The organism is Rhodococcus sp. USK10 (genome assembly GCF_019378875.1).
Lineage (GTDB): Bacteria > Actinomycetota > Actinomycetes > Mycobacteriales > Mycobacteriaceae > Rhodococcus_F > Rhodococcus_F pseudokoreensis.
The window spans coordinates 2,806,819-2,831,656 of record NZ_CP076048.1 but is presented as its reverse complement, the minus strand read 5'-3'; the positions used below and the strand labels follow the sequence as shown (position 1 = coordinate 2,831,656).

The following is a 24,838-nucleotide window of genomic DNA, read 5'->3' as shown; positions in this document are numbered from 1 at the left end:
GGCGGGTGGGCTGTGAATAGCAGGGTGGGCAGATCGACGCTGACGATGGCGGTGGCCGCGGCCGCTGTCTTGACACCGATCGCGGCGGCCGCTCCGGCGACCGCCGACACGGGCGGGTTCACGAAGACGACGCTCCATTTCCAGGTCTTCGTCGGACCGAACCGCGACGTGCCGTGCGACGTGATCGGCGACGTGTACAAACCGGATGCGGCGTCGGCGTCGAATCGCGTCCCCGCCGTCCTCACCACCAACGGCTTCGGCGGTTCCAAGAACGACCAGGCCGGTATCGGCTCGTTCCTCGCCTCGCGGGGTTACGCGGTGCTCGCCTATTCCGGGCTGGGGTTCGGCGGTTCGGGCTGCAAGATCCACATGGACAACCCCGAGTACGACGGAGTTGCGGCGAGTGAACTGGTGAGCTTCCTCGGCGGCCGCGACGGGATGGCGTTCGTCGATCCCGCGCACACCGTTCCCGTTCCGGGCCTCGACTACGTGGTGCAGGACGCGACAGCTCACCACGGCACGGCCGAGGCGAACGATCCGCGGGTCGGAATGATCGGCGGCTCCTACGGCGGGGCAGTGCAGTTCGCCGCGGCGTCGGTGGACCCACGGATCGACACGATCATCCCGATGATCACCTGGAACGACCTCAGCTACTCGCTCGCGCCCAACACCATCGGCCAGACGTCCGGGGTCAGCACGTCGATTCCCGGTGCGTCGAAGGTGGTGTGGTCGCTGACGTTCGGGGCCGTCGGCGCCACCAACCCCCGGGCGGAGGGCTACGCGCAGGATCCGGTGCGGGCCTTGGGATGCCCCAACTTCGCGGACCCGGCGTGCCCCGCACTGGCGCAGTCCGCGGTGCAGGGTTTCCCGGACCCGGCGTCCGTCGACTTCCTGCGGCAGTCCTCCGTGGTGTCGTACGCCGACCGCGTGAAGATTCCGGTGCTGTTGATGCAGGGCCAGCAGGACACGCTGTTCGACCTCAACGAATCGAAGGCCACCTTCGAGACGCTGCAGGCGCAGGGCAACGACGTGAAGATGATCTGGCACAGCTGGGGGCATTCCAACCTCACTCCCGCCGAGGGCGAGATCAACCTGAAGGACCCCAACCCCGACACCCAGTACGAGACGGGCCGGATCATCGACTGGTTCGACCACTACCTGCGGGACAGCGGGGCCGACACCGGGCCGGTGTTCAGCTACTTCCGCGACTGGGTCGACTACACCGGCAACGCCGCACCCGCGTACGCCGAATCCTCGGACGTCTCCGTGGGCCAGGGCTTTTCGCTCTACCTCTCCGGTGACGGCGCACTGACCGCCCGCCGCGACCGCATCGTGCCCGGCGCCCAGACGCTCAACACGCTGCCCGGCGGACTTCCCACCGACCGCGAGGCGCCGGACACGAGGCCGAACGCCCCGGTCCCGCAGAGTGTCCAGCCCGGAACCGAGGCCGAGTGGTCGTCGGGGATCCTCGATGCCCCGCTGGACGTGGTCGGAGCGCCCCTGCTCGACGTCCGCGTCACCGCCGCACCCGCGGTCACCGGTGTCGAGGACTCGGTGGTGGTCTTCACCAAGCTGTACGACGTGGCCCCCGACGGCACCGAAACGCTGATCAACGGGCAGGTCGCGCCGGTGCGGATGGTGGCACCCGGCGAGCCCGTCCGGGTCGTGATGCCGGCGATCGTCCATCGATTCGGCGAGGGGCACCGCGTTCGGCTCGTACTGGCCGGCGGCGATCCGAGCTTCCGCGGCGGGCTGGTGCCGCATCAGGTCACCATCGCCGCGGGCGACCCGGGGCAGGCACTGGTGCTGCCGGTGACCGGCTGAGGACGAGCCCCGAGCGGCAAGTGATTGACATCACACCGTTCCGGGATCAGACTGGGGACCTCAATTGAATCCGATGTCAATATCAATATTGTGTCGGCCGGTGGAGAGGAACCGCAGGTGACCGAGCTCGGAGGAGTGTGCGACCAGCGCTTCGCGGCGTTGCAGGACGCACTGAAGGACAATCTCGAGTCCGGTGAGGAGCTCGGCGCGTCGATCGTCGTGACCCTCGACGGACAGCCGGTGGTCGACATGTGGGGCGGATGGTCCGATGCCGATCGCGCCACCGAATGGGGGCGCGACACCCTCACCAACGTGTGGTCGTGCACCAAGACGGTGACCGCTCTCGCCGCGCTGATGCTCGTCGACCGCGGTCTGCTGGACGTGTACGCGCCCGTCGCGAAGTACTGGCCCGAGTTCGCGGCCGCCGGCAAGGAGCGCGTCGAGGTCCGGCATCTCCTCTCGCACACCTCGGGGGTGTCGGGGTGGGATCAGCCGATCACGGTCGAGGACACATTCGACCTCGTCGAGTCGACGAAACGACTTGCCGCCCAGGCTCCGTGGTGGGAGCCGGGCACGGCGTCCGGATACCACGCGCTGAACTACGGTCACCTGATCGGCGAGGTGGTCCGACGGGTCGACGGACGCACCCTGGGGCGTTTCGTGGCCGAGGAGATCGCCGGACCGCTGGCGGCAGACTTCCACATCGGACTGGACCCGTCGGAGTTCGGCCGGGTGTCGAACGTGGTCCCGCCGCCGCCGTTGCCGATCGACCTGGCGTCCCTCGACCCCGCCAGCGTCATCGTCAGGACGTTCACCGGGCCCGGGCCGGACGCCTCCGCGTCCTGGTCCGACGCGTGGCGCAGGGCCGAGAACGGCGCGGCCGGCGGTCAGGGCAACGCCCGGTCACTCGCCCGGATCCAGTCCGTGGTGGCCTGCGGTGGCGAACTCGACGGCGTCCGCCTGCTGTCGCCGGACACCATCTCCCTGATCTTCGAGGAGCAGTCGAACGGCGTGGATCTGGCGCTGGGGCAGCCGATCCGGTTCGGCGTCGGCTACGGATTGCCGACACCCGTGTCGGTGCCGTTCGTCCCCGAAGGGCGGATCTGCTTCTGGGGTGGCTGGGGCGGTTCGCAGGTCGTCGTCGACACCGAACGCCGGATGACCATGACCTATGTGATGAACAAGATGGGTCCGGGACTGCTCGGGTCCGACCGCACCGCCCAGTACGCGACGGCGACGTTCGACGCACTGGGCTGACGCGGGGGAGGATCAGGACGCCAGCCCCTTGTCCTGCAGCCACTCCCGGGCGATGTCGCCCATGTCCTCGAGGTCGGCCACCCGCTCGTTCATCGCGATGAGATCCTCGGTCGTCAACGCCGCCGACACGTCCGCCAGCACGGCGCGGACGTCGTCGCCGGCCTTCTTCTCGTTGATGATCGGGGTGATGTTCTCCGCCAGGAACAGGTGTTTGGTGTCCTCGAGGGCCACGAGGTTCTCCGAGCGCATCGCCGGGTCGGTGCTGAACACGTCCGCGACCTCGATCTGACCGCTGAGCAGGGCGTTGAGCGTGAGGGGCCCGCCGGCGTCCAGCGCCAGGAACTCCTTGAACGTCAGCCCGTACCTGTCCTTCAGGCCGGCGACGCCGTTCTCGCGGGTCTTCCATTCGGGCGGGCCGCCGAGGGTCAGGTCGCCGGCGTGGGGCACGAGGTCCTCGATCGTCTCGAGCGAGTACTCGTCCGCGGTCTCCTGCCGCACCGCGAGAACGTCCTTGTCCTCGGCAGGCGACGGTTCCAGCGCGATGAGCCCGGCGGGGAGTTTCGCCTTGATCTGCTCGGTCACCTCGTCCGACGCCGTCGCGGTGGTCGCGCTGTCGAGATACTGGAGCAACGCACCCGAGTACTCGGGCAGCAGGTCGATGGACCCGTCCCGGATGGCCGGGACGTACACCTCCCGGCTCCCGATGTTCAGCTTCTCCGTCACATCGATGCCGTTCGCACGCAACGCCTCCGCGTAGATGGTGGCGATCAGCTGGCTTTCGGGGAAGTCCGCGGAACCGACGACGATGGCGCCGTCGCTGCTCCCGCCGCCGTCGGCCGCGAGGGGATCCTTGCCGATCCCGCAGGCCGTCAACGACATCAGGGTGGCGCCTGCCAGCGCGACGATCAGTGCCTTCTTCATGGTGATGTCCTTCAGGTCAGCGAGGGCTCGGGTACGGACGTGGGACGGGCCGCGACCGCGGTGTCTTCGGAGGCGGAGCGCTTGCCGCTGCGTACCCGCCGGGTGAGGCCGGGCGAGACGACCCGCACCGTGAGGAACCCGATCGCGAGATCGAAGGCGAGCGCGAGGAGCGACACGAGGACCGCCCCCGCCGCCATCTGCGCGTAGTCGCTCTGCGCCTTGCCGTCGATGAGGAGTCGCCCGAGGCCGCCGAGCGAGATGTACGCGGCGACGGTCGCCGTCGAGACGATCTGCAGCACGGCGCTCCGGACACCCGACAGCATCAACGGCAGCGCGCAGGGCATCTCCACCTCGGTGAGGATGCGCATCGACCGGAACCCCATTCCCCGGGCCGCGTCGACGGCGGCCGGGTCGACGGAGCGGATGCCCGCGTACGTGTTGGTGAGGATCGGCGGAATGGCCAGCAGCACCAGCACGATCAGGCTCGGAATCAGGTAGGCCAGCTTGCTCGAGAACGACGGCGCGATGACGAGCACCAGCAGGATCAGCAAACCGATGGTGGGGAGGGCGCGCAGCGAGTTGGCCAGACCGGCGACGACGACGGACCCGCGCCCGGTGTGCCCGATGTACAGGCCGAGTGGCACGGCGATCAGCGCGGCGGCGAACAGGGCGAGGAACGTGTACATCAGGTGCTGGAGGAGTAGGGCCGGAATGCCTTCGGGCCCAGTCCAATGGGCACCGTCGAGCAGGAAGCCGATCATGAGGTGACCACCTTCGGGGTCCACGGGGTGAGTAACCGGTTCGCGAGCACGATGAGGAGGTCGAGAACCAGGGCCAGCAGCAGGCTGAGCGCGATGCCGGCGATGATGGGTGTGTAGAAACGCAACTGGAAGCCCTGGGTGAACAGTGAACCGATCTGCGGGATCCCGAGCAGAGCGGCGAGCGAGACCAGGCTGACGTTCGACACCACGGCCACCCGCAGGCCCGCGCAGATGACGGGAACACCCACCGGGAGCTGAACTTTGAGCAGGGTCTGATACGGCCGGTAGCCCATCGCCGTCGCGGCGAGCACCGTTTCCCGGGGCACCGAGTCGAGGGCGTCGGCGACGACGCGAACCAGCATGGCGACGGTGTAGATCGTCAGCGCGACGATGATGTTCATCGGATCGAGGATCTTCGTCCCGAGGATCGGTGGCAGCAGGACGAACAGGGCGAGCGACGGGATCGTGTAGAGCAGACCGGCCGTCCCCACCACGTACGGGTTGATCCGGCGATTGCGGTGCGCGAGCCAGCCGATGGGCAACGCGACGATCACGCCGACGACGATCGGCACGAGGGAGAGCAGGATGTGCCAGCCGACGAGTTCGACGATGCGGTCGGACTGGCGGCCCAGCCATTCGAAGTTCATCGGGCCACCGCCCCCGCGAGATCCGCCGACTCGATCGCCGCCACGGCCGCGTGGGCCGTCACGGTGCCCACGAGCACCCCGTCGCCGTCGACGACTACACCCCGCTTGCTGGGTGCGGACAGGGCGGCGTCGAGCAGCGCCCGCATCGTCCCGTGCGCATCGGCGACCGTGCCGCTGAGATTCACGTCGTCCGGGCGAATGCTGCCGACGACCTTCGACGGCTGAACCCACCCGATCGGCTTGTTCGCCGGGTCGACGACGAGAAGCCAGTCGTCCGACGTCCGCGCGAGCGCCTCGCCCGCCGAATCACCCAGACGAGCAACAGGTTCCGCGACCGTGTCCACGCGTCCGTCGAGATTCGCGAAACCCAGTGACCGGTAGCCGCGATCGCGTCCGACGAAATCGGCGACGAACTCGTCGGCGGGCTCGGTCAGCAACTCCAGGGGAGTGGCCGCCTGCGCCAGGACTCCGCCGGTCCGCAACACGACCACCTGGTCGCCGAGTTTGAGCGCTTCGTCGATGTCGTGGGTGACGATGATGATCGTCTTGCCGATCTCCTTCTGCAGTCGGAGGAATTCGTCCTGCAGCTGGCTTCGGACCACCGGGTCGACGGCACTGAACGGCTCGTCCATCAGCATGAACGCCGGATCCGCGGCCAGAGCGCGCGCGACCCCGACGCGCTGCTGCTGCCCACCCGAGAGCTGCCACGGATACCGGTCCGCGAAATGCGCGGCCAGACCGACCGTCTCCAGCAGTTCCATGGCCCGGGTCCGGGCCTCCTTCTTCGTCTTCCCCAGCAGCTTCGGCATCGTCGCGACGTTGTCCACGATGGTGCGATGCGGGAACAGTCCGGCGTGCTGGATGACGTACCCGATCCGCCGGCGCAGCAGCGCCGGGTCCATATCCGCAGTGGATTCGCCGTCGAGCGAGATGGTTCCGGACGTCGGTTCGATCAACCTGTTGATCATGCGCAACGACGTCGTCTTGCCGCAGCCCGACGGACCGACGAGGGCCGTGATCTTGCCGCTGGGGCACTCGAGGTCCAGTTCGTTCACCGCTGTCGTGCCGTCCGGGTACGCCTTGGTGACTTTGTCGAATGTGATCATCCGCGTGCTACTTTCGTGTAGTCCGGGAGGTGAGGCGCCCGGAAGTTCGATGTCGGTGGGACTGCTCTACCGAGCTGTGTCTTTCTCCGGATTCGGCAACTGTTCCAGGAACTTCACCGCAGCTTTCAGGTCGTCGCTCAGGGGGCGGTCGGTGGTCCGGGGGTCCAGGCACGTGCGCGCACGGTGCAGGTAGGCGCCGAGTTCGGTGTTTGTGTCGAGATCGCGGTGCTGCTGGCCGAGCGCCCGCACCGCCGAGATCAGTTCGCACGCAAGGACGATGCGGGACTGCGCGAGGATGTCGGTGAGCTGGGTGGCGGCCTGCGACGCGAAACTCGCGTGGTCCTCGGTGCCGCGGGAGATGACCGTGTGCCCCAGGGAACCCGGTGCGGCGGCCATCCGGATCTCCGCGATGGCCGCGGACGTCGTGTACTCCAGCAGCATGGTGCCGCTGCTGCCTGCGGGACCGTCGGCCAGGAACGGCCGCAGGCCGGTGACCGCCGGATCCGACAGGTTGGCCAACCTGCACTGCGACAGCAACGCCGCGCTCGACAGTGCGAGTTTCGCCTCGTCCACGGCGAGGGCGATCGGCATCCCGTGGAAGTTGCCGTTGTGGAAGACGGCGTCGTCCTCGACCGAGATGAGGGGGTTCTCGGAGGACGAGTTCATCTCGATCGCGAGGGTTCCCCGCAGTCGTTGCAGCGCCTGCCAGGTGGCACCGAGGATCTGGGGGAGGGCGCGGAACCCGTAGGAGTCCTGCACCCGGGCGGCCCGGACGTCGTGATCGGCGAGGAGTTCCCGGACCCGGCCCGCCACCTCCTCCTGACCGAGGTGCCTGCGGGCCGCCTGCACCCGCGCGGCGAACGGCTCGACGGAACTGCGCGTCGCCAGCAGCGACAGCACGCCGACGATCAGCGAATGCTCCAGCCAGTTCGCCACGCTGTCGGTGGCCGTGGCGGCGAGCGCGACGGTCATCGCGTTCGTCGAGATCAGGGGGAGCGCATCACCCTGGTGCGCCGTCCACCGGGGCACGACCCGGCCGTCCCGCAGCGGTGTCTCGCCCATCAGCCCGAGCGCGATCTCGGAGAACGCGCTGAGGTCGCCGGTGCCGATGGCCCCGCGAGCGTGCACGGCGGGCAGTTCGTCCGCGGCGACGGCTTCGATCAGCGCCGTCACGATGTCGGGGTGCAGACCGGATCCGCCGTTGAGGATCTGGTTGACGCGAATGATCATCGCGGCGCGGACGACGTGGTCCGGCAGCGACGGGCCCGACCCGGTGGCGTGGCTGCGGAGCAGGCGGAGGTCCTGTTCGACACCGTCCGAGACGGAGGTGTCCCGGTTTCCACCGACCCCCGTGGTGCGTCCGTAGATCGGCTGGCGCGCGGCGATGCGCACCGCGGTCTCCCAGGAACGGCGTGCGTGGTCGAGTGCTGCGGGGTCGGGCGCGACGACGACCGGCTCCCGGGCCAGGGTCGTCAGCTGATCGACGGTGAGCTGGGAGCCGTCGAGCAGCACCGGAACGGGCGGGTGCCGTTCCTCGGTCGGGCGGGGATCTTTCGGGGTCATCGGAACTCCGTGATCGATGCGGTGTGCGGGTACTCACGAGGCGGGTGCGGACGACGTCGTCCGGCGTCTGCGTTCAGTGTGGTCTGCCTCACTCGTTCGAGATGTATAGTCCTGTATATACCGCACCCTGTCAACCGTCGGTTTCCGGCGATCGACAGGTTCGCAACCCCTTCCCGAGGGGCTGGCATTCCGGCTAGGTCGACCTCTCACTTCGATCAGTCCCTCTGTGATCGTCCGGAACGTAGGGTCTCGGGAGAGGTGCATATATGGCCATGCATCGATCCCGCTCTGACTGATCGACCGAAGGAATGAGTCCAATGCCGCAGCAGGTACGAGGCGTCATCGCCCGATCCAAGGGTGCCCCCGTGGAGATCGCGACCGTGAATATTCCGGATCCGGGTCCGGGTGAGGTGGTGGTGGATATCGCGGCGTGCGGTGTGTGCCACACGGACCTGACGTATCGCGATGGTGGGATCAACGACGAGTTCCCGTTCCTGCTCGGGCACGAGGCGTCGGGGATCGTGGAGAGTGTCGGCGAGGGTGTGACGTCGGTGGCGGTCGGCGATTTCGTGGTGCTGAACTGGCGTGCGGTGTGTGGTCAGTGCCGGGCGTGTAAGCGTGGTCGCCCGCAGTACTGTTTCGACACGCACAACGCGGCGCAGAAGATGACGCTCGAGGACGGCACCGAGCTGACCCCGGCGCTGGGGATCGGTGCGTTCGCCGACAAGACCCTGGTTCATGCGGGGCAGTGCACGAAGGTGGACCCGTCCGCCGACCCCGCGGTCGTCGGGTTGCTGGGGTGCGGTGTGATGGCCGGTCTCGGCGCGGCCGTGAACACCGGCAACGTGGGCCGCGGCGACTCGGTGGCCGTCATCGGCTGCGGCGGTGTCGGGGATGCCGCGATCATGGGTGCCCGCCTGGCCGGCGCGAACAAGATCATCGCGATCGACCGGGACGACAAGAAGCTCGAATGGGCCAAGGACCTGGGGGCGACGCACACGATCAACGGCGGCAACGTCGACGCGGTCGAGGCGGTGCAGGAGCTGACCGGCGGGTTCGGTGCGGACGTGGTGATCGACGCGGTCGGTCGCCCGGAGACGTGGAAGCAGGCGTTCTACGCCCGCGACCTGGCCGGCACCGTGGTGCTGGTGGGGGTCCCGACCCCGGACATGACGTTGGAGATGCCGTTGATCGACTTCTTCTCCCGCGGCGGGTCGTTGAAGTCGTCGTGGTACGGCGACTGCCTGCCGGAGCGCGACTTCCCGATGCTGGTCGATCTGTTCCAGCAGGGCCGGTTGCCGCTGGAGAAGTTCGTCACCGAGCGCATCAAGATCGACGAGGTGGAGCAGGCGTTCCACCGGATGCATGCCGGTGAGGTGCTGCGTTCGGTGGTCGTGCTGTGAGCGGGCAGTTGCGGATCGAGCGGGTCGTCACCGAGGGCACCTTCGCCCTCGACGGCGGCGAATGGAGTGTCGAGAACAACATCTGGCTGGTCGGGGACGACACCGACGTGGTGATCGTCGACGCCGCGCATGCCGCGCAGCCGATCATCGACGCGGTCGGGGGCCGGCACGTGAACGCGGTGATCTGCACGCACGGTCACAACGATCACGTCACCGTCGCCCCGGAACTCGCCGAGCGGTTGCACGCGCCGGTGCTGCTGCACCCGGGTGACGACGTGCTGTGGAAGATGACCCACCCGGGCGAGAAGTACTGGAACCTCGAGGACGGGCAGCGGATCGCGATCGCCGGCACCGACATCCAGGTGATCCACGCACCCGGACATTCGCCGGGGTCGGTGTGCCTGTATCTGCCGGAGGTGGGGGCGTTGTTCTCCGGAGACACCCTGTTCTCCGGCGGCCCGGGTGCCACGGGTCGGTCGTTCTCGGATTTCCCGACGATCATCGGGTCGATCCGGGACCGGTTGTTCGCGCTGCCCGAGGAGACCGTGGTCCACACCGGGCACGGGGACGGCACCACGATCGGTACCGAGGCCCCGCATCTCGCCGAGTGGATAGCCCGAGGAAACTGAGACCATGACCGACATCACCGACAGGTACACCTTCGACGAGGAAGACGTCGTCGTCACGCACGAGAAGTCCTATGCGGCAGGTGTTCCTGCGGTGCTGGTCTCACTCAAGCGCGGGCTGGAGCAGATGGGTCCGGTGCGTACGGCCCGGACCCTGATGAAGCTGAATCAGCGGCACGGGTTCGACTGCCCGGGCTGCGCATGGCCGGAAACCCCCGGGCACCGCAAGCATGCGGAGTTCTGTGAGAACGGCGCGAAGGCGGTCGCGGAGGAGGCCACCACCCGGACGGTGACGCCGGAGTTCTTCGCCGAGCATTCGGTGGCGGAGTTGCTGGGCCGCACCGAGTTCTGGCTGGGTCAGCAGGGCCGGTTGACGCATCCGATGGTGCTGCTGCCCGGGGCCACGCATTACGAACCGATCGGGTGGGAGGCGGCGTTCGCGTTGATCGCCGGGGAACTGCGCGGTCTGGGGTCGCCGGACGAGGCGGTGTTCTACACCTCCGGGCGCACGTCGAATGAGGCGGCGTTCGTGTATCAGTTGATGATCCGGGCGTTCGGGACGAACAATCTGCCGGATTGTTCGAACATGTGCCACGAATCGTCGGGGTCGGCGTTGGTGGAGACGATCGGGATCGGGAAGGGGTCGGTGTCGGTCCCCGACATCGAGAACGCCGACCTGATCCTGATCGCCGGCCAGAACCCGGGCACCAATCATCCGCGGATGCTCTCGACGCTGGAGAAGGCGAAGGCGAACGGGGCGAGGGTGATCGCGATCAACCCGTTGCCGGAGGCGGGGTTGTTGCGGTTCAAGGACCCGCAGAAGGTGCACGGGGTGGTCGGGGACGGGGTGCAGATCGCGGACGAGTTCCTGCAGATCCGGATCGGCGGCGACCAGGCCCTGTTCCAGGGGCTGGGCCGGTTGCTGCTCGAGGCCGAGGACGCGGCACCGGGCACCGTGCTGGATCGGGAGTTCATCGACCGGCACACCGCCGGATTCGAGGAATGCGCGGCGCACCTGCGGCAGGTCGATCTCGGCACGGTAGTGCAGGCGACCGGGTTGACGCTCGACCAGATCCGGGCCACCGCGGACGCGTTGATCGGATCGAAGAAGACCATCATCTGCTGGGCGATGGGATTGACGCAGCAGACCCATGGGGTGGCGACCATCCAGGACGCGGTGAACCTGCTGCTGCTGCAGGGGATGATCGGCAAACCGGGTGCCGGGGTGTGCCCGGTGCGCGGGCACTCCAACGTCCAGGGTGACCGGACGATGGGAATCTGGGAGAAGATGCCCGAATCCTTCCTGACCGCCCTCGACACCGAGTTCGGTATCCGGTCCCCGCGTAAGCACGGGTTCGACGCGGTCGATTCGATCCGGGCGATGCGCGACGGGAGGGCGTCGGTGTTCATCGGGATGGGCGGCAACTTCGTGTCCGCGACCCCGGACACCGAGACCACCGAGGCGGCGCTGCGCAGGTGTGCGTTGACGGTGCAGGTGTCGACGAAACTGAACCGCTCCCACCTGGTGACCGGGCAGTCCGCGTTGATCCTGCCGTCGCTGGGCCGCACCGACAAGGATCTCCAAAACGGCCGCAAGCAGCAGGTCAGTGTCGAGGATTCGATGTCGATGGTGCACCTCTCCCGGGGCAGCCTGCCCCCGGCGAGTGATCAGTTGCGCAGTGAGGTCGCGATCGTCTGCGGGATCGCGCAGGCGTTGTTCGGGCCGGAGCATGCGGTGCCGTGGGCGGAGTTCACCGCCGACTACGACCGGATCCGCGATTCCATTGCCCGGGTGATCCCGGGGTTCGAGGACTTCAACACCAAGGTGCGCCAACCCGACGGGTTCGGGTTGCCGCACCCACCCCGCGATGAGCGCCGGTTCGACACGAACACGGGGAAGGCCAACTTCACCGTCAGCGAGTTGTCCTGGGTGCCGGTGCCGGCGGGCAGGCTGATCCTGCAGACGATGCGGTCGCACGATCAGTACAACACCACCATCTACGGTCTCGACGACCGCTACCGCGGCGTGAAGGGTGGTCGGCGGGTGCTGTTCATCAGCGCGCAGGATCTGGAGTCGTTCGGGTACGCGGCGGGGGATCGGGTGGACCTGATCTCCGAATGGACGACGGCCGATGGTGGTGTGGAGGAGCGGCGGGCGGAGGATTTCCGGTTGGTGCCCTACCCGACCCCGCAGGGGAATGTGGCCGCCTATTATCCGGAGACGAATCCGCTGATCCCGCTCGATCACGTCGCCCGCAAGTCGAACACCCCGGTGTCGAAGGCGGTCACCATCCGCCTGCAGAGGCGGGGCTGACCCGTGGGGCGGGTGACGACCCGGACCCCGGTCACCCGGATCACCGACACCCGGCACTCGACGCGGCCGGACACGGTGGTGGTGGAGGAACCCCTCGAGATCCGGGTGAACGGGACACCGTTGGCGGTGACGATGCGGACCCCCGGTTCGGATGTGGAATTGGCGCAGGGATTCCTGCTGACCGAGGGCATCATCACCGGGCGCGGTGATGTCGCGTCGATCCGGTACTGCAACAGCGTCGATGAGCACGGCCGCAACACCTACAACGTCCTCGACGTGGACCTGGCGGCGGGGGTGTTCCTGCCCGACACCGGGATCGAACGCAACTTCTACACCACCTCCTCGTGCGGGGTGTGTGGGAAGGCGTCGTTGGATGCGATCCGGCAACGCACCCGGCATTCCCCCGCCACGGACACGGTGCGGGTGGCGGCGGCGACGATCGCGGAGTTGCCCGGCCGGTTGCGGGCGGCGCAGAAGGTGTTCGACACGACCGGGGGTTTGCATGCGGCGGGGTTGTTCACCCGGTCCGGGGAACTGCTGACGGTCCGGGAGGACGTCGGCCGGCACAACGCGGTCGACAAGCTGATCGGGTGGGCCACCGAACAGGACCGGGTGCCGCTGCGCGGGACGGTGCTGCTCGTGTCGGGTCGGGCGTCGTTCGAGTTGGCGCAGAAGGCGGTGATGGCCGGCATCCCGATCCTCGCGGCGGTGTCGGCGCCGTCGTCGCTGGCGATCGACCTCGCCCACGACACCGGACTGACCCTGATCGGGTTCCTCCGCGGCACCACCATGAACCTCTACACCCACCCGGACCGCATCACCTGACGTGAGTGGCACAGCGTGCTCCCGCACACTTTGCCACTCACCTGGGGTCAGTGCCTGCCGGTGGTGTCGGCGCGGACGCCGGCCTCGAGGGCGATCGCGCCCGCCTCGCCGCGGGACGCGACACCGAGTTTCTTCAGCACCCCCGCGACGTGGAACTTGACCGTGCTCTCACTGATGCCGAGGCTGTCGGCGATCGCCTTGTTCCTCTTACCCGTGGCCAGGTGGCCCAGGACCTCGAGTTCGCGGGGGTTGAGGTCGCCGAGTTGCTGTTCGTCCGGTCGGGCCGCGGGGACGTCGAGGGGGATCGCGACCGCCACCCGGGACCCCCACCCGTCGACCGACTCGACGTCGATCCGGCCACCGAGCGTGTGCACCCGGCCGGAGAGTTGCCGCACCAGTGCGTCGGTGTCGAGTCCGCCCTCGGCGTCGTCGCGGACCTCGACCAGGAGGTTGGAGCCGTCGCAGTCCCAGGCGATGCGGATGCGCTCGAGGGTGGACTGGGTCGCGAACGCCAGGACGGCGCTGCGCACGACCGCGCGCGCGGCGCTGGCCACCTCGCCGGGCAGCGCGCGACCGTCCACCGGCGGATCGACGTAGTCGACGCGCACGGGCCGGTGCTGCAGTAGTGGTCGCAGTTCGCCCTGCAACCGGGCGAACGCCGTGGTGACGGCTTCCTCCGCGAGGATGCGGTCGGACTCGCCCGCCGACCGCAGAGTGATCAGCGCCGACGACGCCGTCTCGCTCGCCGTGATCCGCGACCGACGGTCGTCGAGGTCCTTGGACCGCAGTGTCGAGAGGATGGATTCGAGTGTCGCGGCGTGCAGGTCCGTCAGCTCCACGATGGTCCTGGCCCGCTCGCTCGACGCGGCCCGCGACTCCGCCAGGTACGCCGGGCTGGCCTGCGCGACCTGGTGCCGGATCGACACGGCGACGACACCGAAGGCGCCCGCCACCAGCGGGACCTCCCGGATCTGCTGCCGCGGCTTCGGCAGAACGAGGAGGAGGGTTCCGGTCGCGTCGAGCAGCGCCCACACCTTCCGCTTCGAGCCGGCCACCACCGTCTGGTCGTCGAACGGCGTGCCTTCCGTCATGCGGGTGCGCAACGCGTCCAATTCGGCGATGGTGACCCGTTCGACCACCGCAGGGTCGCCGCTGACCTTGCGGGGACGCCCCGTGCATTCCCGGGTGAAGATCACCAGCGCGGTGTGCGGCCAGATGTCGGCGAGGAACTTGGAGAAGCGGACGGCGATGTCGGGCAGGGGACCGTCGATGACATCCCGCATCGAACCGAGAACATCTGCCGGTGACACCGAAGTCGCGCTGGGAAGAACCACGAGTCGAGCCTATCCGCGCAGACGGTGAACACCGATCCTGGGCTGTCCGGTCATCGTGCCGGCTCCGACCGCGCGGCGTCGACGACTGCGGATGGGACGAGCCCCAGCGATTCCAGTGCCCGCGCCGCGGTGCCGTGGGTGATCGTGGCCACGGCCGCGACGACGTCGGCGCCGACGATCGGTCTGCGTTCCGATTTCGCGAGAGCCACCGCGTTGCGGAACGCGCCCTGGGCCGGTTCGGTCAGCCGCAGTGGACCGGTGCGGGGGCGGCTGAGCGCGCTGGTGGCGGCGCCCGTGTCGGTCATGCCTGCCGCCGCGAGGGCCTCGCCGTGCACGTGAATGATCGCCTCGCGCAGCGCGTCCCGGCTCGATCCGAGACGCTCGAACACCCGGCTCGTTGTTCCGTCCGGCAGCGCGAACGACGCGAGGAGCAGGTGCTCGACGCCGGGCTCGCGGTCGCCGAGCCGGTCGGCTTCGGCCTCCGTTTCGGAGAACAGGATCTTCATCGTGCGCATGTCGCGCCAGGCCCGGGCGAATTTCATCGTGGTCCCCTCGTCTTCTTGTCGGCGGATCGCCCCGGGCCGAGGCGTTTGTGCGCCGCCTGACCCGAGACGCCGAGCGCCTGACCGATGTCCGCCCACGTCCATCCGGCGGACAGTGCGTCGGCGACGGCGTCACGCTCGAGCTGATCGGCCTGCCGCCGCAGCGCGACCACGGCAGCGAACGCGGTGGCCGGGTTCGGATCGTCACTCACAGGCATCAACTTAAGTTGATAATACGAACCTCGTCAACCTTTGTTGATGAAGAGTGCACCTCAGAGCGCCGCGTTCTTGTCGAACTCGGTGCCGAGTTCCTTCGCGACGCGCTTGAGCAGCGGCACGATGTGGTCGGCCGACTCGAGGGTGACGCGGGCCGCGGGGCCGGAGACGGAGATGGCGGTGGGCGTCGGGGCGTTCGGCACCGGCACCGAGAAGCAGCGGACGCCGATCTCCTGCTCGCCCTCGTCGATGGCGAATCCGCGGTTCCTGCTCAGTTCCAGATCGGCGATCAGCAGGTCGGGGTCCGTCAGCGAATTCTCGGTGTAGGTCGTCATGCCGGTCCGGCCGACCAGTGAGCGCACGGCGTCGTTCGACAGTTGCATGAGGATGGCCTTGCCGACGCCGGTGCAGTGCGGGTAGACGCGGCGGCCGACCTCGGTGAACATGCGCATCGCGTGTTCGGACGGTACCTGCGCGACGTAGACGGCCATGGTGCCGTCGAGGACGGCCATGTTCGCGGTCTCGCCGGTGCCTCGCACCAGTTCGGACAGGTGCGGCCGCGACCACGCGCCGATCAGTTGCGTGGCGCTCTCGCCGAGCCGAATGAGCTTGGGACCGAGCGCGTACCGGCGGGTGGGCAGTTGCCGCACGTATCCGCGGTTCATCAGTGTGCGAATGAGCCGGTGGATCGTCGGGAGGGGGAGTCCGGCCAGTTCGGCGAGTTCGCTGACGCCGATGGACCCGCCGGCGCTCGCCATGATCTCGAGTATGTCGAATGCACGCTCGACCGACTGCACGCCGCCGGCCGCGTTCTGACCGTTCGTCATGTCTGGCTCCATCCTCTGACTGCCTCGGGGTGCCTCCCCCGGGAGCCCCCCATTCTTTCCGTCAGGCGGAAAGGGCGCTCCGTATGACGATAGCGCGGTTGTGGTGGATCGCGCCGATTCCTTCGCTACATCGGTTGACAAAACACGGTGTGACGGCGTTCACTATATCGAGATACGAAATACAACTTCCATAATATGGAAAACACCAAGCCCCGAGGGAGGGCCCCGTGTCTGAAGTCGAAATCGCTGCAAAACCCAAGAAGCAGCGTTGGTACAGATCGCTGTTCGTCCAGGTCCTGATCGGAATTGCCCTGGGCATCGCCACCGGCATCCTGTTCCCCGAGTTTTCGCATCACCTGGCACCACTGGGCGAGGGCTTCATCAAGCTCATCAAAATGGTGGTCGCCCCGCTGATCTTCCTGGTGATCGTCACCGGCATCGCGAAGGTCGGCAGCATGAAGGCGCTCGGCCAGATCGGCGCCAAAGCACTGCTCTGGTTCATGGGCGCGACGATCTGCGCGCTGGGGCTCGGCCTGCTGGTCGGCAACCTCGTGCAGCCGGGCAGTGGCCTCAATATCGACCCGGCCACGCTGGACACCTCCGCGCTGGACGAGAAGACGCAGGGCGGTCACATGCCCGGCGGCGTCGAGTTCGTCATGCACATCATCCCGACCAGCGTGTTCGACGCGTTCGCCACGAACAGCCTGCTCCAGGTGCTGCTGTTCTCGATCCTCTTCGGCGTCGCACTCGCGTCCTACAGCGAGTCCGCCCCGCCGGTCCTGATGGACGTGATCGACCAGTCGCTGCACGTCATCTTCCGCATCGTCGGCTACATCATGTACCTGGCCCCGCTCGGCGCGTTCGGTGCGATGGCCTACACGGTCGGCAACTACGGTGCCGGTTCGCTCAAGTCCTTCGGGATCCTGGTGCTCTCGGCGTACGGCGCGGCCCTGTTCTTCATCGTCGTCCTCGCCACCGTTGTCAGGCTCCTGACCGGCGTCAATCCCTGGAAGTTCGTCAAGTACTGCCGAGAAGAGTTCATGCTCGCGCTGGGCACGGGGTCGTCCGAGGCCGTCATGCCCCGCATCATCAAGAAGCTCGACAACGCCGGCTGCGACCGCGCTGTCGTCGGACTGGTGATTCCCACCGGCTACTCGTTCAACCTCGACGGGGCCGCCATCTACCTGTCGCTCGCGATGATGTTCCTCGCGCAGGCGGTGGGCGTCGACCTCGGATTCGGGGAGCAACTCGCCATCATGGGCATCCTCATCCTCAGCTCGAAGGGCATGGCAGGCGTGCCGGGCTCCGCGTTCGTCGCACTCTCGGCCACCGCCGCCGCGATCGGCGCCTTCCCCGTGGCCGCAGTCGCCCTGCTCCTGGGCGCCGACCGGTTGATGGACTCCATGCGGGTCTTCACCAACCTGTTCGGCAACTGCATGGCCACGTTCGTGGTCGCGAACTGGGAGGGCCTGCTCGACAAGGACAAGATGCGGGCGGTTCTCGACGGGACGATCACGCCCGACGACCCGGACGACGTCGTCGCCCACCCCCACCCCGGGCACGAACACCTCGCGACCACACCGGCCCAGCCGGCGATCGAGAAGCCCGAAGCGCTGACCGTCGACAGGACCCCGGAAGGAACGGTGAACCACCATGCCTGACACCCAGCCCACCGTCGGGCTCCTCGGTACCTGGGGCTATCACGGTCTGCTCGACGACGCCGAGCAGGTCTCGGTCGACACCCCGTACGGTCCCACCTCCGACAACATCGTCCTGGGATCCTCCGGGGGCCGCCGGCTCGCCTACCTGACCCGCACCGGGCGGCACCGCAACATCCCGCCGCACCGGATCAATGCCCGCGCGAACATCTGGGCACTGCACAGCCTGGGCGTCCGGACCATCCTCGCTCCCACCCCCTCCGGCTCGCTGCGACCGGCGATCGGTGTCGGATCGGTCGTCGTCCCCGACCAGTTGGTCGACCGCACCGGCCGCACCGACGACACGTTCCACGACGACGACGTCCACATCTCCTTCGCGGACCCGTTCTGCGTCCGCGGACGGCAGGCGGTGGTCTCGACGCTCCGCAGGAGCGGCTGGGTGGTCAACGACGGCGGCGTGATGGTCGCGATCCGCGGCCCCCGGTTCTCGACTCGCGCCGAATCCCGCTGGTACGCGGCCCAGGGCTGGGACCTGATCAGCATGACCCCGTATCCCGAAGCTGCACTGGCCCGGGAACTCGGCATGTCGTACACCTGCATCGCACTGGTCACCGATCACGACGTCATCAGCGACACCCCGTGGCCGGTCACCCAGGACCTGGTGCGAGAAGGACTCGACGCCAACACCAAGCGACTCCGCGAAGCACTGCTTCAGGTCGCGATCGAACTGGCAGACAAGCCGGAAACGACGGCAACTGCCCACGGAAGAAGGAGCTGACAAGATGGCCGAATTGTTCTGCAACGGTGGAGCGATGCGTGGCGGAAACCTGCATCACAACGTGTCTGCGCACACGTTCCTCGGCACGGTACGGACCGCGCCGAACTACCGATTCTTCTCCGTACGCGACGAATTCCCTGCCCTTCTCCTGACGGAGACCGGAGGCGCCTCGATCGAGGGCGAACTCTACGACGTGCCGATCGGCGACATCCGCACCGACTTCCTCCCCGAGGAGCCCGAGGAACTCGAGCTCACCGTGATCGAACTGTCCGACGGCCGTTCGGTTCTCGCAGTAGGGCTGCGACCGGGTCTGCTCGAGAGCAAGGCCGGTGAGCTCACCGAGATCACCGATCACGGCGGCTGGCGACGTTACCGCGGCCTGCCCGAGCCCGACAACACCACCGTCTCCTGAACACCCCGAAAGCGAAAGAACAGCCGATGGACAACATTGCCTACACCCTGAACTGCTCGATCCTGCTCACCGACGTGCCGCTCCTGCAGCGCCCGCAGGCCGCCCGGGACGCCGGATTCGACGCCGTCGAATTCTGGTGGCCGTTCGACACCGCCGTACCGAAGGACAGCGACGTCGACGCCTTCGTGGCCGCGGTCGAGAACGCCGGAGTGCAGCTCACCGGATTGAACTTCGCGGCGGGCAACATGCCGGCGGGGGATCGCGGACTGCTGTCCGACCCGGCGCAGGTGTCGGCGTTCCGTGACAACATCGACGTGACCGTCGGAATCGGAGAACGGCTGGGCACCAAAGCTTTCAACGCCCTGTATGGTAATCGTATCGACGGTACGGATCCGAAGATTCAGGACGACACGGCCACCGAGAACCTCGCTCAGGCGGGCAAGGCGGCAGATCGTAGCGGTGCGGTCGTGCTCGTCGAACCGGTCAGTGGCACACCGGCGTACCCGCTGAAGACGGCGGCCGAGGCGATCGCCGTGATCGACCGGGTCAAGGCCGAGCACGGTGTCGATTCGCTCCGGCTCCTCGCGGACCTCTACCACCTCGAGGTCAACGGCGACGACGTCGGCGCCGCGATCGACACCTACGCCGACCGGATCGGGCACGTGCAGATCGCGGACGCGCCGGGACGCGGCGAACCCGGTACCGGAACCCTCGACATCGACGGCTACCTGAAGCGACTGGCCGGACACGGTTACCGCGGCTACGTCGGCCTCGAATACAAGGCGACGCGGCCGGACACGTTCGACTGGCTGCCCCGTGAGCAGCGCGCGACCCGCGCCGGCCGCTGACACCCACCACCACACTTCGACGGAATCGAGGAGACTCGTGAGCACAATCGCATTCATCGGACTCGGAATCATGGGCAGCCCCATGGCCGTTCATCTCACCAAGGCCGGCCACCAGGTGGTCGGATACAACCGCTCGCCCGAGCGCACCGCGGCACTCGTCGAGGCCGGAGGCACCGCGGCCGACTCCATCGCCAAGGCCGTCGCCGGTGCCGACATCGTGGCCGTCATGGTCCCCGACTCGCCCGACGTCCAGGCCGTACTCGCCGGTGAGGACGGTGTGTTCGCGCACGCCCCGGCCGGTGCCCTGATCATCGACTTCTCCAGCATCCGGCCCGACGTCACCACCGCCCTCGCCGCGCAGGCCGCCGAGCGTGGCTTCCGGCTGATCGACGCCCCGGTCTCGGGCGGTGAGGCAGGCGCGAAGAACGCGGCCCTGTCGATCATGGTCGGTGGCAAGGACGAGGACTTCGCCGCCGCGAAGCCGATCCTCGACGTCGTCGGGAAGACCGTAGTCCACGTGGGCCCGAACGGCTCCGGGCAGACGGTGAAGGCCGCGAACCAGTTGATCGTCGCCGGCAACATCCAACTCCTCGCCGAGGCGATCGTCTTCCTCGAGGCCTACGGTGTCGACACCGCGGCCGCCGTGGAGGTGCTCGGTGGCGGGCTGGCCGGATCGGCCGTCCTCAACCAGAAGGCGCAGAAGATGCTGGACCGCTCGTTCGAACCCGGATTCCGCATCGACCTGCACCACAAGGACCTCGGCATCGTGACCAGCGCGGCCCGTGAGGCCGGTGTCGTGACACCGCTGGGCGCGGTCGTCGCCCAGCTGATGGCCTCCGCCCGTGCGAACGGTGATGGCGGCCTGGACCATTCCGGACTGCTGCGTGGAGTGGAGCGGCTGTCCGGCCGCCCCTCCCAGTGACCCGTTTCAACTCGTAATCCTCGATGGAGAAGTGATATGCCTCGTATGCGCGCCGCTGACGCAGCGGTCAAGATTCTGGAACTCGAAGGCGCCACCCAGGCGTTCGGCCTCCCCGGTGCGGCGATCAACCCGTTCTACTCGGCTATGCGTGATCACGGCGGGATCAAGCACGTCCTCGCCCGCCACGTCGAGGGTGCCTCGCACATGGCCGAAGGATTCACCCGGGCCAAGGCCGGGAACATCGGGATCTGCATCGGCACCTCCGGGCCCGCAGGCACCGACATGATCACCGGCCTGTACTCGGCGATGGCGGACTCGATCCCGATCCTCGCGATCACCGGGCAGGCCCCGGTCGCGCGCCTGCACAAGGAAGACTTCCAGGCCGTCGACATCGCGTCGATCGCAGGCCCGGTCACGAAGATGGCGATGACGGTGCTCGAGCCGGCCCAGGTTCCGGGAGCGTTCGCGCAGGCATTTCACCTCATGCGGTCCGGTCGGCCGGGACCGGTGCTCATCGACCTGCCGATCGACGTGCAGTTGGCGGAGATCGAATTCGATCCCGACACGTATCAGCCGCTGCCCGTCTACAAGCCCGCCGCGTCCCGTGCGCAGGCGGAGAAGGCGCTCGACATGCTGGGCGCCGCCGAACGCCCGCTGATCGTCGCGGGCGGCGGCATCATCAACGCCGACGCCTCGGACCTGCTCGTGGAACTGGCCGAACTGCTGGACGTTCCGGTGGTGCCGACGCTGATGGGCTGGGGCACGATCCCGGACGATCACCGTCTCGCGGCAGGCATGGTCGGACTGCAGACCGCGCACCGGTACGGCAACGCCACCATGCTGGCGTCCGACTTCGTCCTCGGCATCGGCAACCGCTGGGCCAACCGGCACACTGGCGGCCTCGACACTTACCGCAAGGGACGCAAGTTCGTTCACGTCGACATCGAGCCCACCCAGATCGGTCGCGTGTTCGCACCCGACTACGGGATCGTCTCCGACGCCAAGGCGGCACTGGAACTGTTCGTCGCCATCGCGAAGGAACGCAAGGCCGCCGGAACGCTGGCAGACCGCAGCACGTGGGTGGAGGACTGCGCCACCAGGAAGCGGACCATGCAACGCAAGACCCACTTCGACGACGTGCCCGTCAAACCGCAGCGGGTGTACGAGGAGATGAACCGCGTCTTCGGCCGCGACACGCGGTATGTCAGCACGATCGGGCTCTCGCAGATCGCCGGCGGCCAGTTCCTGCACGTGTACAAGGCCCGCAACTGGATCAACTGCGGGCAGGCCGGTCCGCTGGGCTGGACGATCCCCGCCGCACTGGGAGTGGTTGCCGCAGAGCCGGAGACGTCGGTGGTGGCGCTGTCCGGCGACTACGACTTCCAGTTCATGATCGAAGAACTGGCGGTCGGTGCGCAGTTCAACCTGCCGTACATCCACGTCGTGGTCAACAACTCCTACCTCGGGCTGATCCGTCAGGCGCAGCGCGCGTTCGACATGGACTTCTGCGTGCAACTGGGCTTCGACAACATCAACACCCAGGAGCGCAGCGAGCACGAGACGCTGCCCGCGGTGCCGAAGGGGTACGGCGTCGACCACGTCAAGGTCGCCGAGGGGCTGGGCTGCAAGGCGCTGCGGGTCACCGAGCCGGGCGAGATCGCCGGCGCCCTCGAGAAGGCCCGTGAACTCGCCCGCGAGCACAAGGTCCCGGTGGTGGTCGAGGTCTTCCTCGAGCGTGTCACCAACATCGCGATGGGCACCGAACTCGACAACGTCGCGGAGTTCGAGGATCTGGCGGAGAGCTGGGAGCACGCGCCCACAGCCCTCATGCTGCTGGACTAGGGGACACCGTGACACGTGTACTGGTCGCACCCGACAAGTTCAAGGGGTCCCTCACCGCAGCGGAGGTCGCGGACGCTCTCGCCGACGGGCTCGTCGCCGGTGCACCGTCGTGGGTGATCGATCGCGTTCCGGTGGCGGACGGCGGCGACGGCACGGTCGCGGCCGCCGTCGCCGCGGGATGGACCCCGGTACCGGTCGAGACGACGGGACCGACGGGGCTGCCCGTGACCTCGTCGTACGCGGTGCGCGAATCGACCGCGGTGGTGGAGCTGGCGTCGGCGGTGGGCCTGGTCCTGCTCCCCGGCGGTGCTCCGGACCCACTGGGTGCCAGTACATTCGGACTCGGCACCGTCGTCAGGCACGCGCTGGAGGGGGGAGCCCGCGAGATCATCGTCGGTCTCGGGGGCAGCGCGTCAACCGACGGCGGTGCCGGCTTGTTGCAGGCTCTCGGCGTGCGTGTACTCGACGCCGAGGGCAGGGACGTCGCACCGGGCGGGGCGGCACTGCGCCACGCCGCCCGGGTCGACCTCACCGGTCTGCACCCGGCGGCGCGGGCGGCGCACTTTCGGCTGGCCTGCGACGTCGACAACCCGCTCCTCGGCCCGAGCGGCGCCACCGCCGTGTACGCGGGCCAGAAAGGCGCGGCGGCTGGACAACTCGTCGTTCTCGAGGACGCGATGACCCGGTGGGCGCAGGTCGTGCGCGCCGCGACGGGCCGCGACGACAGCCGGGCCGCAGGGGCGGGCGCCGCGGGCGGGGCGGCATTCGGCGCGATCTCGGTTCTGGGTGCGGACATCCGGCCCGGCATCGACACGGTCCTCGGCCTCGTCGACTTCCGCGGGCGACTCGCCGCCGCCGACCTCGTCATCACCGGCGAGGGGTCGCTGGACGAGCAGAGCCTGCACGGCAAGGCCCCGATGGGCGTCGCGACCGAGGCGCGGAGGGCGGGAATCCCCGTCCTCGCCGTCTGCGGCCGAAACCAGCTCAGCGACGCACAATTACACAGCTCCGGCATCTCCGCGGCCTACGCGCTCGCGGATCTGGAACCGGACCTTCACCGATCGATCGGACATGCCGCGGAACTCCTGCGCCGGATCGGCCGCACGATCGCCGCATCGTCCGACGAACTCGCAACACTCAGCACACGAGGAGAATCATGACTTCCGATTTCACCGCTCTGCCCGACCTCGCCTCGCGAGCCCTCGGCGGGAGCGTCTCCGCCGCCAACGACGAACTGTTCGCGCAGCGGGAGAACCTCATCAAGGCGGAGGCCCCGTTCTTCGACCCCGCGGACTTCGGGCACAAGGGCAAGGTCTACGACGGCTGGGAGACCCGCCGCCGCCGCGACGACGGCCACGACTACGCGATCGTCCGCCTCGGTTCCGCAGGCGTCATCCACGGCGTCGTGGTGGACACCGCGCACTTCAAGGGCAACTACCCGCCCTTCGTCTCTATCGAGGCGGCGTCGATCGAGGGTTATCCGTCCATCGAGGACGTCATGAAGGCCGACTGGCAGACCATCGTCGAGAAGTCCCCGGCCGAGGGACACAAGGAGAACACGTACGCGGTCGCCGACCGGCACCGGTGGACGCACGTACGCCTCTCGATCTACCCCGACGGCGGCGTCGCGCGTCTGCGTGTACATGGTGAGGTCGTGCCCGACCCCCGATTCCTGGACGGGACCGTGGACCTGCTGGCTGCGGAGAACGGTGGCCGCCTCGTCGGCTGCTCGGATGCGTTCTACGCGTCGCCCGCGAACATCATCCTTCCCGGCCGGGCCCGGAACATGGGGGAGGGCTGGGAGAACTCCCGGCGTCGCGGGGGCGGCAACGACTTCGCCGTGTTCTCACTCGCCGCGGCCGGTCGCCCCCGGCACGTCGAGATCGACACCAGCTACTACGTCGGGAACGCGCCGGGCTGGGTGCGGCTGAGCACCGCCGACGCGCGCACCGCCGACATCGCGGACGAGGGCGCGTGGACGGAACTGCTGCCGCGCACCGCCGTGCAACCCGATACGCGGCACCGGTTCGTTCTGGACGCCGCCGCCGCGGCCACCCACCTGCGACTCGACGTCTACCCCGACGGTGGCCTGTCCCGGCTGCGGCTGTTCGGCGATCTCGACGAGACGGCACTGGCGGAGACGCGACGCACCTGGTGGGACGCGCTTCCACAGACCCATCAGGCACTCGTCGCCGACCAGGCGCCCCGCTGA

Annotated in this window: 23 protein-coding genes; 14 read left to right on the top strand and 9 right to left on the bottom strand. The window is 68.2% G+C overall.

The window, feature by feature from the left end; genetic code table 11:
• The first annotated feature begins 45 nt into the window (after positions 1–45).
• Positions 46–1,824, top strand: a complete 1,779-nt coding sequence (locus I1A62_RS20075) for a CocE/NonD family hydrolase (RefSeq protein ID WP_219461283.1) — start codon at positions 46–48, stop codon at positions 1,822–1,824.
• Between the two features lie 117 nt (positions 1,825–1,941).
• Positions 1,942–3,081 carry a serine hydrolase domain-containing protein gene (locus I1A62_RS20070; protein WP_219459543.1) on the top strand — a complete coding sequence of 380 codons (1,140 nt, stop codon included), beginning with the start codon at positions 1,942–1,944 and terminating at the stop codon, positions 3,079–3,081.
• A 12-nt stretch (positions 3,082–3,093) separates the two neighbouring features.
• On the opposite strand, the gene I1A62_RS20065 is transcribed toward I1A62_RS20070, so the two are convergent.
• From I1A62_RS20065 to I1A62_RS20045, 5 genes are all read right to left on the bottom strand, one after another.
• Positions 3,094–4,002 (bottom strand): ABC transporter substrate-binding protein, encoded by a 909-nt coding sequence (locus I1A62_RS20065; protein ID WP_219459542.1) that lies wholly within the window; start codon positions 4,000–4,002, stop codon positions 3,094–3,096.
• An 11-nt stretch (positions 4,003–4,013) separates the two neighbouring features.
• Positions 4,014–4,763 (bottom strand): ABC transporter permease, encoded by a 750-nt coding sequence (locus tag I1A62_RS20060; protein WP_124391595.1) that lies wholly within the window; start codon positions 4,761–4,763, stop codon positions 4,014–4,016.
• Positions 4,760–5,410, bottom strand: coding sequence for an ABC transporter permease (locus I1A62_RS20055; protein ID WP_124391594.1), 651 nt, complete (start codon positions 5,408–5,410; stop codon positions 4,760–4,762). The genes I1A62_RS20060 and I1A62_RS20055 overlap by 4 nt, the downstream gene beginning before the upstream one ends.
• Positions 5,407–6,516: an ABC transporter ATP-binding protein gene (locus I1A62_RS20050; RefSeq protein ID WP_219459541.1), complete on the bottom strand. Its 1,110-nt coding sequence runs from the start codon at positions 6,514–6,516 to the stop codon at positions 5,407–5,409. Before I1A62_RS20050 ends, I1A62_RS20055 begins: the two co-directional genes overlap by 4 nt.
• 66 nt (positions 6,517–6,582) lie before the next feature.
• A complete protein-coding gene (locus tag I1A62_RS20045) occupies positions 6,583–8,079 on the bottom strand; it encodes an aromatic amino acid ammonia-lyase (protein WP_124391592.1) in 1,497 nt (498 codons plus the stop codon).
• A gap of 317 nt (positions 8,080–8,396) precedes the next feature.
• Between I1A62_RS20045 and I1A62_RS20040 the strand changes: the two genes are divergently transcribed.
• The 4 genes from I1A62_RS20040 to fdhD are packed head-to-tail and all read left to right on the top strand — an operon-like array spanning position 8,397 to position 13,247.
• The gene (locus tag I1A62_RS20040; RefSeq protein ID WP_124391591.1) at positions 8,397–9,482 is read left to right on the top strand and encodes an S-(hydroxymethyl)mycothiol dehydrogenase; all 1,086 of its coding nucleotides are present in this window, start codon (positions 8,397–8,399) and stop codon (positions 9,480–9,482) included.
• On the top strand, positions 9,479–10,111 hold the full coding sequence (locus tag I1A62_RS20035; protein ID WP_124391590.1) for an MBL fold metallo-hydrolase: 633 nt from the start codon (positions 9,479–9,481) through the stop codon (positions 10,109–10,111). Before I1A62_RS20040 ends, I1A62_RS20035 begins: the two co-directional genes overlap by 4 nt.
• A gap of 4 nt (positions 10,112–10,115) precedes the next feature.
• The gene (locus I1A62_RS20030; protein WP_219459540.1) at positions 10,116–12,422 is read left to right on the top strand and encodes an FdhF/YdeP family oxidoreductase; all 2,307 of its coding nucleotides are present in this window, start codon (positions 10,116–10,118) and stop codon (positions 12,420–12,422) included.
• A gap of 3 nt (positions 12,423–12,425) precedes the next feature.
• Positions 12,426–13,247: a formate dehydrogenase accessory sulfurtransferase FdhD gene (gene fdhD / locus I1A62_RS20025; RefSeq protein ID WP_219459539.1), complete on the top strand. Its 822-nt coding sequence runs from the start codon at positions 12,426–12,428 to the stop codon at positions 13,245–13,247.
• A 47-nt stretch (positions 13,248–13,294) separates the two neighbouring features.
• Here the strand turns inward: fdhD and I1A62_RS20020 are convergent, their stop codons facing one another.
• The 4 genes from I1A62_RS20020 to I1A62_RS20005 form a co-directional block, all read right to left on the bottom strand.
• On the bottom strand, positions 13,295–14,530 hold the full coding sequence (locus I1A62_RS20020; protein ID WP_124395896.1) for a LuxR C-terminal-related transcriptional regulator: 1,236 nt from the start codon (positions 14,528–14,530) through the stop codon (positions 13,295–13,297).
• Between the two features lie 101 nt (positions 14,531–14,631).
• A complete protein-coding gene (locus I1A62_RS20015; RefSeq protein WP_219459538.1) occupies positions 14,632–15,123 on the bottom strand; it encodes a Clp protease N-terminal domain-containing protein in 492 nt (163 codons plus the stop codon).
• The gene (locus tag I1A62_RS20010) at positions 15,120–15,335 is read right to left on the bottom strand and encodes a hypothetical protein (RefSeq protein WP_087558768.1); all 216 of its coding nucleotides are present in this window, start codon (positions 15,333–15,335) and stop codon (positions 15,120–15,122) included. The genes I1A62_RS20015 and I1A62_RS20010 overlap by 4 nt, the downstream gene beginning before the upstream one ends.
• A gap of 60 nt (positions 15,336–15,395) precedes the next feature.
• Positions 15,396–16,166, bottom strand: a complete 771-nt coding sequence (locus I1A62_RS20005; RefSeq protein ID WP_072950995.1) for an IclR family transcriptional regulator — start codon at positions 16,164–16,166, stop codon at positions 15,396–15,398.
• Between the two features lie 227 nt (positions 16,167–16,393).
• Here I1A62_RS20005 and dctA point away from each other — a divergent pair, with 227 nt between their 5' ends.
• From dctA to alc, 8 genes are read left to right on the top strand one after another with little or no spacing between them, the layout of a single operon-like run.
• The gene (gene dctA / locus I1A62_RS20000; protein ID WP_219459537.1) at positions 16,394–17,827 is read left to right on the top strand and encodes a C4-dicarboxylate transporter DctA; all 1,434 of its coding nucleotides are present in this window, start codon (positions 16,394–16,396) and stop codon (positions 17,825–17,827) included.
• On the top strand, positions 17,820–18,602 hold the full coding sequence (locus I1A62_RS19995; RefSeq protein WP_072950998.1) for an MTAP family purine nucleoside phosphorylase: 783 nt from the start codon (positions 17,820–17,822) through the stop codon (positions 18,600–18,602). The genes dctA and I1A62_RS19995 overlap by 8 nt, the downstream gene beginning before the upstream one ends.
• A gap of 4 nt (positions 18,603–18,606) precedes the next feature.
• Entirely contained in the window at positions 18,607–19,014 is a 408-nt protein-coding gene (locus I1A62_RS19990; RefSeq protein ID WP_072951000.1) for a gamma-glutamylcyclotransferase, read from the top strand.
• A 26-nt stretch (positions 19,015–19,040) separates the two neighbouring features.
• Positions 19,041–19,862, top strand: a complete 822-nt coding sequence (locus tag I1A62_RS19985; protein ID WP_219459536.1) for a hydroxypyruvate isomerase family protein — start codon at positions 19,041–19,043, stop codon at positions 19,860–19,862.
• A 37-nt stretch (positions 19,863–19,899) separates the two neighbouring features.
• The gene (locus tag I1A62_RS19980; protein WP_219459535.1) at positions 19,900–20,784 is read left to right on the top strand and encodes a 2-hydroxy-3-oxopropionate reductase; all 885 of its coding nucleotides are present in this window, start codon (positions 19,900–19,902) and stop codon (positions 20,782–20,784) included.
• A 36-nt stretch (positions 20,785–20,820) separates the two neighbouring features.
• Positions 20,821–22,626: a glyoxylate carboligase gene (gcl, locus tag I1A62_RS19975; RefSeq protein ID WP_124395889.1), complete on the top strand. Its 1,806-nt coding sequence runs from the start codon at positions 20,821–20,823 to the stop codon at positions 22,624–22,626.
• 8 nt (positions 22,627–22,634) lie between these two features.
• Entirely contained in the window at positions 22,635–23,786 is a 1,152-nt protein-coding gene (locus I1A62_RS19970; protein WP_219459534.1) for a glycerate kinase, read from the top strand.
• Positions 23,783–24,838, top strand: coding sequence for an allantoicase (gene alc, locus I1A62_RS19965; RefSeq protein ID WP_124395891.1), 1,056 nt, complete (start codon positions 23,783–23,785; stop codon positions 24,836–24,838). Before I1A62_RS19970 ends, alc begins: the two co-directional genes overlap by 4 nt.

Coding starts and splice junctions, on each gene's coding strand:
- I1A62_RS20075 (WP_219461283.1), top strand. CDS start 46: ATGGCGGTGGCCGCGGCCGCTGTCTTGACACCGATCGCGGCGGCCGCT.
- I1A62_RS20065 (WP_219459542.1), bottom strand. CDS start 4,002: ATGAAGAAGGCACTGATCGTCGCGCTGGCAGGCGCCACCCTGATGTCG.
- I1A62_RS20060 (WP_124391595.1), bottom strand. CDS start 4,763: ATGATCGGCTTCCTGCTCGACGGTGCCCATTGGACTGGGCCCGAAGGC.
- I1A62_RS20055 (WP_124391594.1), bottom strand. CDS start 5,410: ATGAACTTCGAATGGCTGGGCCGCCAGTCCGACCGCATCGTCGAACTC.
- I1A62_RS20050 (WP_219459541.1), bottom strand. CDS start 6,516: ATGATCACATTCGACAAAGTCACCAAGGCGTACCCGGACGGCACGACA.
- I1A62_RS20045 (WP_124391592.1), bottom strand. CDS start 8,079: ATGACCCCGAAAGATCCCCGCCCGACCGAGGAACGGCACCCGCCCGTT.
- I1A62_RS20040 (WP_124391591.1), top strand. CDS start 8,397: ATGCCGCAGCAGGTACGAGGCGTCATCGCCCGATCCAAGGGTGCCCCC.
- I1A62_RS20030 (WP_219459540.1), top strand. CDS start 10,116: ATGACCGACATCACCGACAGGTACACCTTCGACGAGGAAGACGTCGTC.
- I1A62_RS20020 (WP_124395896.1), bottom strand. CDS start 14,530: ATGCGGGATGTCATCGACGGTCCCCTGCCCGACATCGCCGTCCGCTTC.
- I1A62_RS20015 (WP_219459538.1), bottom strand. CDS start 15,123: ATGAAATTCGCCCGGGCCTGGCGCGACATGCGCACGATGAAGATCCTG.
- I1A62_RS20005 (WP_072950995.1), bottom strand. CDS start 16,166: ATGACGAACGGTCAGAACGCGGCCGGCGGCGTGCAGTCGGTCGAGCGT.
- I1A62_RS19995 (WP_072950998.1), top strand. CDS start 17,820: ATGCCTGACACCCAGCCCACCGTCGGGCTCCTCGGTACCTGGGGCTAT.
- I1A62_RS19990 (WP_072951000.1), top strand. CDS start 18,607: ATGGCCGAATTGTTCTGCAACGGTGGAGCGATGCGTGGCGGAAACCTG.
- I1A62_RS19985 (WP_219459536.1), top strand. CDS start 19,041: ATGGACAACATTGCCTACACCCTGAACTGCTCGATCCTGCTCACCGAC.
- gcl (WP_124395889.1), top strand. CDS start 20,821: ATGCCTCGTATGCGCGCCGCTGACGCAGCGGTCAAGATTCTGGAACTC.
- alc (WP_124395891.1), top strand. CDS start 23,783: ATGACTTCCGATTTCACCGCTCTGCCCGACCTCGCCTCGCGAGCCCTC.